Annotated in this window: 6 protein-coding genes and 1 pseudogene; 3 read left to right on the top strand and 4 right to left on the bottom strand. The window is 71.8% G+C overall.

Annotated elements, in window-relative coordinates; all coding sequences use genetic code 11:
- Positions 1-382, bottom strand: a 382-nt coding sequence (locus CCN51_RS30485; RefSeq protein ID WP_245881707.1) for a PAS domain-containing protein, incomplete at its 3' end; no start/stop codon positions are given.
- A gap of 90 nt (positions 383-472) precedes the next feature.
- Between CCN51_RS30485 and CCN51_RS30480 the strand changes: the two genes are divergently transcribed.
- Positions 473-2,011: an ATP-dependent DNA ligase gene (locus CCN51_RS30480; RefSeq protein ID WP_014178072.1), complete on the top strand. Its 1,539-nt coding sequence runs from the start codon at positions 473-475 to the stop codon at positions 2,009-2,011.
- An 82-nt stretch (positions 2,012-2,093) separates the two neighbouring features.
- Here CCN51_RS30480 and CCN51_RS30475 read toward each other — a convergent pair whose 3' ends face one another.
- Complete coding sequence (locus tag CCN51_RS30475) at positions 2,094-2,759, bottom strand: 3,4-dihydroxy-2-butanone-4-phosphate synthase (protein ID WP_055413977.1); 666 nt, start codon at positions 2,757-2,759, stop codon at positions 2,094-2,096.
- A 190-nt stretch (positions 2,760-2,949) separates the two neighbouring features.
- Here CCN51_RS30475 and CCN51_RS30470 point away from each other — a divergent pair, with 190 nt between their 5' ends.
- Positions 2,950-4,017 (top strand): endonuclease/exonuclease/phosphatase family protein, encoded by a 1,068-nt coding sequence (locus tag CCN51_RS30470; RefSeq protein ID WP_014178070.1) that lies wholly within the window; start codon positions 2,950-2,952, stop codon positions 4,015-4,017.
- 29 nt (positions 4,018-4,046) lie between these two features.
- Here CCN51_RS30470 and CCN51_RS30465 read toward each other — a convergent pair whose 3' ends face one another.
- On the bottom strand, positions 4,047-5,105 hold the full coding sequence (locus CCN51_RS30465) for a LysR family transcriptional regulator (protein WP_014178069.1): 1,059 nt from the start codon (positions 5,103-5,105) through the stop codon (positions 4,047-4,049).
- A 452-nt stretch (positions 5,106-5,557) separates the two neighbouring features.
- Complete coding sequence (locus CCN51_RS30460; RefSeq protein ID WP_014178068.1) at positions 5,558-7,633, bottom strand: PhoX family protein; 2,076 nt, start codon at positions 7,631-7,633, stop codon at positions 5,558-5,560.
- A 409-nt stretch (positions 7,634-8,042) separates the two neighbouring features.
- Between CCN51_RS30460 and CCN51_RS30455 the strand changes: the two are divergent.
- Positions 8,043-9,362, top strand: a pseudogene (locus tag CCN51_RS30455) (hypothetical protein); the annotation flags it as partial.

Genomic DNA, 9,362 nt, shown 5'->3' with positions numbered 1-9,362 from the left:
CGTCGCTCCCGGCCTCGCTGCCCTCACCCTCGTCGCTCCCGCCCTCGCCCACGCCCTCACCCTCGTCGCCGGGGACGGGGATGTCGTACTTCTGCAGCGCCATGCTGTCCCGCTCGCCCGTCGCCAGGACCCGTCTCAGGGAGGCGCCCAGATTGCGGGTCCCGGTGGCGTTCGGATCCGCCGGGTTGTCGGGGAAGGCGTCGAAGACATGGCGGCCGAGCAGATCCTCGCGCCTGGTCCGGGTGGCGTTCAGATAGGCCTGATTGACCGCGACGATCACCAGATCGGGACCCAGCACCAGATTCGGACTCGGAGTGGCCTCGAAGAGAGCTTCATAGTCGATCTGCTGTCCCGTGGCCGCTCCCTGCTCGTGCCCTGCCACGCCGCACCCACGGGGTGAACCGCGTGCNNTATCGCGGCCACCGCACGCGGCCGGGGTGCGCGGGCGGGCAGAAAGGGCGAGGCTGAAGCCATGCTGCTGGCCGAAGTCGCCCGTACCTCCCGCGAGGTCGCGGCCACCTCCGCCCGCTCGGAGAAGATCGCGGCCCTGGCCCGGCTGCTCAGCCGCGTGGAGCCGGCCGAGGCGCCCGTGGTGATCACCTATCTCGCGGGCAGGCTGCCGCAACGCCGTATCGGGGTGGGCTGGGCCGGGCTGCGGGTACGCCCGGAACCGGCCGCCGGGCCCCGCCTCGGAGTGCTCGACGTCCACCAGGCCCTGGACCGGGTCGCCGCCGTCTCCGGCACCGGCGCCACCACCGAACGCAAGCGGCTGGTATCCGGGCTGATGTCCGCCGCCACCGAGGACGAGCAGGCCTTTCTGTTCGGGCTGATCGGCGGGGAGCTGCGCCAGGGCGCGCTGGACGCGCTCGCCGTCGAGGGGCTTTCGGCCGCGGTCGGCGCGCCCCCCGCCGAGGTGCGCCGCGCGGTGATGCTCGGCGGCTCACTGGGCGCGGTCGCCCAGGCGCTGCTGGAGAACGGGCCGCCGGCGCTGTCCGAGTTCGGTCTCGAGGTGGGACGGCCGGTGCTGCCGATGCTCGCCCACAGCGCACGGGACCTGGACGAGGCCCTGGACCGGCTCGGCCCCTGCGCGGTCGAGGAGAAGCTGGACGGCATCCGGGTGCAGGTGCACCGGGACAAGGAGACCGTACGCGTCTACACCCGCACCCTCGACGAGATCACCGACCGCCTGCCGGAGGTGGTCGCGGCCGCCCGTGAGCTGGCGGTGGAGCGGGCGGTCCTCGACGGCGAGGTGATCGCCCTCGACGCCGACGGCAGGCCCCGGCCGTTCCAGGAGATCTCCGGCCGGGTCGGCGCCCGGCTCGACGTGGCCGGGGCCAGCGCCTCGCTGCCGCTGTACCCCGTCTTCTTCGATCTGCTGGCCGTGGACGACCGGGACCTGCTCGACCTGTCCGCCCGCGACCGCCACGCCGAACTGGCCCGGGTGGCGCCCGCGCCCCGGCGGGTCCGCAGGCTGGTGGCCGAGGATCCGCGGGACGAGGCGACCCGGCGGGCGGCGCGCGAGTTCGCCGCCGATGTGCTGGCCCGCGGGCACGAGGGCGTCATGGCCAAGTCCCTCGACGCCCCGTACAGCGCGGGCCGCCGCGGCGCGTGCTGGCTCAAGGTCAAACCGGTCCACACGCTCGACCTGGTCGTGCTGGCCGCCGAATGGGGCCACGGCCGCCGCACCGGCAAGCTGTCCAACCTCCACCTGGGCGCCCGGCGCCCGGACGGCACCTACGCCATGCTCGGCAAGACCTTCAAGGGCCTCACCGACAAGCAGCTCGGCTGGCAGACGGAGGCGCTGCTGCGGCTGGCCGTCAGCGACGACGGATGGGTGGTGCGGGTACGGCCCGAACTGGTCGTGGAGGTCGCCTTCGACTCGCTCCAGCGGTCCTCCCGCTATCCGGAAGGGGTGACGCTGCGCTTCGCGCGGGTGCTGCGCTACCGCGAGGACAAGCCGGCGGAGGAGGCGGACACGGTCGAGACGGTGCTGGCGCTGCGCGACGCGTGAGGACCGTACGGCGCCGGACGCGGACGCGCCGTGAGGACCGTACGGAGTCGCGGACCGTACGGAGGAGCCGGTCTCGGCCCCGCTATCGCCCCAGGGCCTGACGGGCCAGCCGGTACGCCACCAGATCGGCCACCGATATCAGCGGCAGCAGCCTGCTGGCCGCGAGCCGGCTCAGATCCTCGTGGCCCGCCAGCTCCCAGTCCGCCGTGACGACCGCACCGACCGCGGTCACCCCGGAGAGCCCCGCCAGCCGCGACAGATCGACGGCCGCCTCGGCATGCCCCTCCCGCTCCAGCACCCCGCCCGGCATCGCGCACACCGGGAAGACATGCCCCGGACACCCCAGCTGGTCGGGGGTGGTCTGCGGATCGGCGAGCGCCTGGACGGTGCGTGAGCGGTCCGCGGCGGACAGGCCGGTGGTCGTGGTGGGCCCCAGCAGGTCGACGGGGACGGTGAAGCCGGCGCTGAGCAGCGTCGTGGTGTGCTCCTCGTCCACCGTCAGCCGCTGCAGCCGCAGCCGGTCGGCGTGCCCGTCCGGCAGGGCCACGCAGACCATGCCGGAGGTGTGGTCCAGCAGCTGCTTGAGCGCGCCCTCGTGTGTGTGCTCGGCGGCGAGCAGCAGAACGCCGCGATGCTCCTTGGCCAGCTCGTCGTAGACGATGACGAAGCCGCCCTCGGCGAACGCGTCGATCGCCTGTTCGACCGCCAGAAGGCGCTCGGGGGCGACCGTCTGCTCAACCACTGCCATGGGGAGGAATTTTGGCACATGCCAGCGGACCTGACGACGTGTCAATGCTCACAAAGTAAGGATCTCCGCACCATCAGTGACCTTCGCCCCAGGGTGACCGCGCTCCCGGGGACGCTCACGGAAGAATGAGGGCCCCCGCCGCCCGGGGGCAGCCGGGGGAAACCGAGCCCTGAAAACCAGGAAGGCACGCGTGCAGACGACGACAGCCGGGGAGGACCGGGCCGCCGAGCCCGTACACCCTGTACGCCGCTTGATACGGCCCGTACTGCGGCCCGTACGCCGCTTCGCCCGGCCTCCGCGCGGACGGGCCCGGCAGGTGGCCGCCTGGTGCGCGGCGCTGCCGCTGGCGTTGGTCGGCGTGGTGCTGGGCTGCCGGGCCGCCGACAGCGACGGGATCACGCCCGTACCGCAGCTGCTGGCCTTCCTCCCCTGGCTGCTGGTCCCCGCACTGCTCGGCCTGGTGCTCGCGGTGGCGGCGCGCTGGCCGCTGGGGTGTGCGTGGGCGCTGGCCACGGCCGCGGTGACCGGCTGGTTCATGCAGCCTTACGACCCCGGCGGCCCGGCGCCGCGGCCGCGCGGCCCGGTGGTGGCGCAGCTGCGCGTGCTGACCGCCAACCTGGAGTTCGGCGGGGCGACGAAGGGGCTGGTCGACGCGGTACGGCGGGAGAAGCCCGACCTCGTCTCGGTCCAGGAGTGCGACACCCGCTGCGGTGCGGCGCTCGACTCGGCCGCCCTGCGCGAGGCCTACCCGTACCGGAAGGTCATCACGGTCCCCGGCGATGCGGCACACGGTTCGGCGATCCTCAGCACCTACCCGCTCACCCCCGAAGCCGGGATCTCCGGCAAGCTGGCGATGCCCCGGGCCGTCGTACGGATCGCCGGGCGGCGGCTCCATGTACAAGTGGCCCATCCCATGCCGCCGATGCCGGGGCAGCTGGACGTCTGGCGCACCGAGTTGGGGCGGCTGCGCGCGTACGCGGCCGACCGGGGCGACGAACCCACCCTGATCGCGGGGGACTTCAACGCCACCCAGGACCACGCCGCCTTCCGCTCCCTCCTCGACACCGGAATGCGGGACAGCGCGCGGGCGGTCGGCATGTCCCGCACGCCCAGCTGGCCGACTCTGACGACCCCGGCGCTGGGCGCCCAGATCGACCATGTCCTGGTCAGCGACGCGCTACGCCCCCGCGCCGCCCGCTTCCTGGATCTGCCGCACACCGACCACCGGGCCCTGCTGGTCGACCTCGAACTGCACTGAAAAGCCCGCGCGGGCCGCGCCCCGGCGGCTCAGCTCTCGCTGGGGTTGTAGGAGTTGGCCAGCTCGAAGGGGTCAGGCTCCAGGCCCTCGGTCGGCCAGCGCTGTTCCCGCCGCCACTGCTCGTTCTCCAGCGCCAGCGCGTCCCACAGCAGATTGAGCGGATGGCTCGCTTCGTAGTGGGCGCGCTCCCCGCGGCGGGTGAAGGCGCCGAGCAGCACCTCGAGCCGCGGCCCGGTGTCGTTGACCAGCTCGACGGCCCGCATCCCGCGCCCGTACGCGACCCGCGGATCGCCGGCCGCCTCGGCGACGCCCTTGGTGACCAGCATGCAGCCCCGCAACAGGCCCGAGCGCAGCAGCTCGAAGCCGTAGGTGACGGTGTCGATCTCGGCCGCGATATGCAGCTTGTTGCGGTAGTCGGCGCCGAACCAGGTGTGCAGCACCCCCGCCATCAGCCCGCTGGCCGAGACGACGAGCGGCAGCGTGCGCAGCTCACTGCTCGTAACGGTCGGGCCGGGCAGCCGGGAGTGCGGCAGATTCGTCAGCAGCGACACCCCGCTGCGCCGCCACTCCATCACATCGAACGCGTCCAGCTCGTTGTCGACGCCGTTCCCCTGCGGGCTGGTCACCACACTGCCGCAGACCAGGTCCACGTCCTTGGCGCGCAACTTGCCCAGCACATCCCGGGTGCGGACATGCCCGACCTTCAGCTCGATGCCCCGCTGCTCGAACTCCTCGGCCACCCGCTCACCGGCCCCCGCGAGATAGCCGAGGGTGAAGCGCGTGGTGCCCACCATCAGGGTTTTACCGAGCCGGCGACGGGATTCGTGGATGCCCTCCAGCCAGTCGCCGAGCGTGCCGCGCGCCAATTCGACCAGGGCCTCACCGGTGCCGGTGAACAGCACGTCCTTTCCGCGCCCCTGCTTGAGGACGAGCGGCTCGCCGCACAGGTCACGGAAGTTGCGATTCATCGTGTCCAGCTGCTTCTGCACGCTCGACTGTTCCCGGCCCAGCACCCGTGCGGCGCCCAGCGCGGTACCGGTCTCATGGACCACGATCAATGTGCGTAGCTGGTCCATCGTGGTGTCCATGAGGGCGAGTGGGCTCTGCAGCAGTCTGCTTCGCCCGTTGGCCGTCGGTGGTCCGAACGGCCCGGGTGTGGCCATGAATCCTCTCGCTTCCCAACTCTGCCCGATTTATGGACTCACGAGTTTAGCCCCGGGATGCTTGATCACGGGGCTGAGTAACCTGGGGCTCATTTCGGATAAGCGCGGATTTTCCGGTACGAGCGCTGCTGACCCGTAGGCAGCGCGGGCACTGCGAGCACCACAGGTGCCGCAACGGCGAGCGGCGGAATTATCCCGCGAGGCCCTTCCGGACGGGGTTTTCCATCCGAACAACAGCTGACCGACACAGACAACAACTGATCTGTGTGTCAGCTGAATTGGCCTCAGGGACAATTCCGCCGCAGTTTAATTCCGAAGAATTTTCCGGCCGGTCGGACGCCTCCGACGACTCAGAGGACGCCGACGACTCAGCCGACTCAGACGCCGATGTTCCCGCCGTCGCGCCGCCACACGCTGATCACGGACGGACGGGTCAGCTTGCCCGGCCCGTCGGGCCAGGTGGACGCGGGCTTCTCCACGCTCGCGCCATCGAGCTCGCCCGGGTGCTGCACCGCCACCAGCACCCGCCGGTCCTGCACGATCGGCCCACAGGTCTCGGCACCCGTCGGAACGGTCAGGAACTGCTTGACCTCACCGCGCCTGCTGCCGGACGTCGCCACCCCGAACAGCCCGTCGTGGCTGCCCAGCGCGTTGCCGTCGGTGGAGATCCACAGATTGCCGTACGCGTCGAAGGTGATGTTGTCCGGGCAGGAGATCGGGGACACCTGGTCCTTCGGGAAACCGCCGAAGTACGTGCTCGGGTCCGCCGGGTCGCCGCACACCAGGAACAGCTTCCAGCTGAAACGGCGGGCCGCCGGGTCACTCCAGCGCTCGGTCAGCTCCAGGATCTGGCCGTGCTTGTTGATGTTGCGCGGGTTCGCCTCGTCGGCCGGGGCCTTGCCCGCCTTGCCGCGGTCGCTGTTGTTGGTGAGCGCCACGTACACCTTGCCCGTACGCGGGCTGGGCTCCACGTCCTCCGGACGGTCCATCTTCGTCGCGCCCACCTTGTCGGCGGCCAGCCGCGTGAAGACGTAGACCTCCTCGGCCGTCATCCCCTCGACATACGAGGTCGTGCCGCTCGCCAGCGGAATCCACTCGCCGGAGCCGTCGAACTCGCCGTCCTTCGGTAGCTTTCCGGAGCCGTCGATCTCGGCAGCCGGGCTGTCACCGGTGAACTTGGCGACGTACAGCGTGCCCTCGTCGAGCAGCGTGCGGTTGTGCTCGCGCGCGGCCCGGCTGGTGCCCTTCATCATCCGCTTGGACGAGACGAACTTGTAGAAGTAGTCGAACTTTTCGTCGTCGCCCATGTAGAGGACCGGACGGCCATCGTCGGTCAGCCGGGGCTCGGCGGCCTCGTGCTTGAACCGGCCCAGCGCGGTGAGCTTGCGCGGCGTCGACTCCGGGTCGTACGGGTCGATCTCGATGACCCAGCCGAAGCGGTTGGTCTCGTTCGGCTCCTGCGCCACGTCGAAACGCTTGTCGAAACGCTCCCACTTGCGCTCGGTGGCCGCACCCGCCAGGCCGTAGCGCTTGAGGCGGGCGGCGGTGGTCGGGTCGGTCACCGAACCGGCGTTGGCGAAGTACTGGTTGAAGTTCTCCTCGCCCGACAGGACCGTGCCCCACGGGGTGATGCCGCCACCACAGTTGTTCAGCGTGCCCAGGATCCGCTTGCCCGTCGGGTCCGCCGAAGTCCGCAGCAGCTTGCTGCCCGCGGCCGGGCCCGTCACCTCGAACGGCGTGGTCGCGGTGATCCGGCGGTTCAGACGGTGCCGCGACACGGCCGTCAGCTTGCCCAGCTTGCGGTCCTCCTGCGTCGCCACCACGGACAGGCCGTGCGCCGCCCAGGCGATCTCGGCCTGCTCACGAGTCGGGTTCGCCGCGTCGTACCCGGCGAACATCAGCACCTCGTCGGTGTACTCGTGGTTGACCACGAGCAGCTGGCGGTCACGCTCCTGCGGGATGTCCAGCACGGCCATGTAGTCGTTGTTGTAACCGAACTGGCCCGACTGCGCCTTCGCCGACTGGTTGGCCGGGTCGAACGCGGGCGCCCCGCGCAGGATCGGGTCGCCCCAGCGGATCACCACATTCTGGTCGTGGCCCTCGGCGACCACGACGGCGTCGGTGGTGTTCGGCGCGACCGGCGAGAAACGCAGCCCGCGGGCGGCCTTGCCCGCCCCCTTGTCGGCCGCGGTCGCCTCGGCCGCCCCGTCGGCCGCGGCAGCCTCCGGCGCCCGCCCCACCGCGGTCACCCCGGCCGCGGCCGCGACCGAAACCACCGCGCCGGCGCGCAGCACCGAACGGCGGGACAGCGCACCGGCTATGACGTCACCGATGTAGGCGTTGTCGCTGGTGTTGGGCACCTCGTGAAAACAGGCGTCACCACAGCGGTAGCGGCATGTCAGGGCGGAACGACCACCCGGGTGCGAGTTGATGAGCGGCAGGAGCTTGCGCACGTCTTACCCTCCGTACGGATTGCACGCATGGATTTCGCGTAGGACCGTCCAGCGCGCAACCCGCGCCGACACGGTGTCGGGACCCCATCCGGGGCGAAGCTATGGGCGTAGAGCCGCGGACCGGCGACCATCGCCTGAATCGGGAGTGAACGGCGGGTAACCGGAATCGGCAGCTGAGTACTGCTGATCGGCCCGCTAGCCTTTCCGCACCACGGACATGTACCGCCATGCCCCGGACTCGACACGTGATGAGGTATCTCCCATGGCCATACGGGACCTACTGCGCAAAGTTTTCGGACGCTCCCGCACGCCGCGGGTCGACGCTTCGGCTGCGCCGGAGGCGGCAGTTGTCCCGGACCCCCAGGAGCAGCCCGCCCCCGCACCCGAGCCCGCGTCTGAGCCCGCGCCCGTGACCGCGACCGCGACCGCGACCGCGACCGCTTCCGAGCCTGCCGCCGCTTCCGAGCCCGCCTCGACGGCTGCCTCGTCCTCCGCGGCCGCGCCGTCCGCGCGCTCGGAAAAGTCGGAAAAGACGGACGGCGAGGAGGCAGTTGCCCACCACCCCTCGCTGACCGAACCGCTCAAGACGCTGGACGAGATCCTGGAATCTTCCGACGCCTCCGACGCGCAACCCGCGCCGGAGGCAGGAGAGAAGGACCAGCCCGCGAGGTCGACCGAGCCAAAGCCGGACGCCACAGCCGTACCGGCGGAGCCGGTCACGGCCGAGGCCGCCGAGGATGAGCCCGCCGCCGACGTCAAGGCGAGCACCAGCGACGCCGACGCCGCGGCCGAGCCGACGGCCGCCGCCGAAGCGGACGCCGCGCCCGCCGCCGAGGCGGAAGGCGAGCAGGCAGCCGCAGCCAAGCCCGTAACGGACGAGGCCACGGCCGACGCGGAAGCCACCCCCGCCGACGACCCCGCGCCGAAGACCGAGAACGACACTCCCGCCGAAGCGGAGGCGAAGCAGGAAGCCGCCGACGAGCAGACGGCCGAGGCGGAAGCGAAAGCGGAAGCCGCAGCCAAGCCCGCCGACTCGGCCACGGACGAGATGGCCGAGGCCACCGCCGCCGACGACCCCGCGCCGACCGCCGAGCCGAAGACCGAGGCCGACGCGACGGACGCCCCGGCCGAGGCCGCAACCACATCCGCAGCGACCGACGCAGCCAAGCCCGTTGCCGACGCCGAGGCCACCACCGGCGACACCGACACTCCGGCCGCCGCCGAGGCGGAGGGCGAGCAGGCAGCCGAGCCCGTGGCGGACAAGGACACGGCCGGCGCCGAGGCCACCCCCGCCGACGACCCCGCGCCGAAGACCGAGAACGACACACCGGCCGAGGCAGAAGCGGAAGCCGCAGCCAAGCCGGCCACGGACGAGACGGCCGAAGCCACCGCCGCCGACGACCCCACGCCGACCGCCGAGCCGAAGACCGAGGCCGACGCGACGGACACCCCGGCCGAGGCCGCAACCACGTCCGCGGCAGCCGACACGACCGAGCCCGCCGCAGACGCTGCGGCCGACACTCCGGCCGCCGCCGAAACGGACGCCGCGCCCGCCGCCGAGGTGGAGGGCGAGCAGGCAGCCGAGCCCGTGGCGGACAAGGACACGGCCGACGCGGAAGCCACCCCCGCCGACGGTCCCGCGCCGACCACCGAGCCGAAGGCCGACGCCGAGCCCGTAGCGGACAAGGACACGACCGAGGTCGAGGTCGCCACCCCCGCCGACGACCCC

It is taken from the genome of Streptomyces milbemycinicus (genome assembly GCF_002154605.1).
Lineage (GTDB): Bacteria > Actinomycetota > Actinomycetes > Streptomycetales > Streptomycetaceae > Streptomyces > Streptomyces milbemycinicus.
The sequence above is the reverse complement of the archived record's forward strand: the minus strand, read 5'-3'. Positions and strand labels throughout refer to the sequence as shown.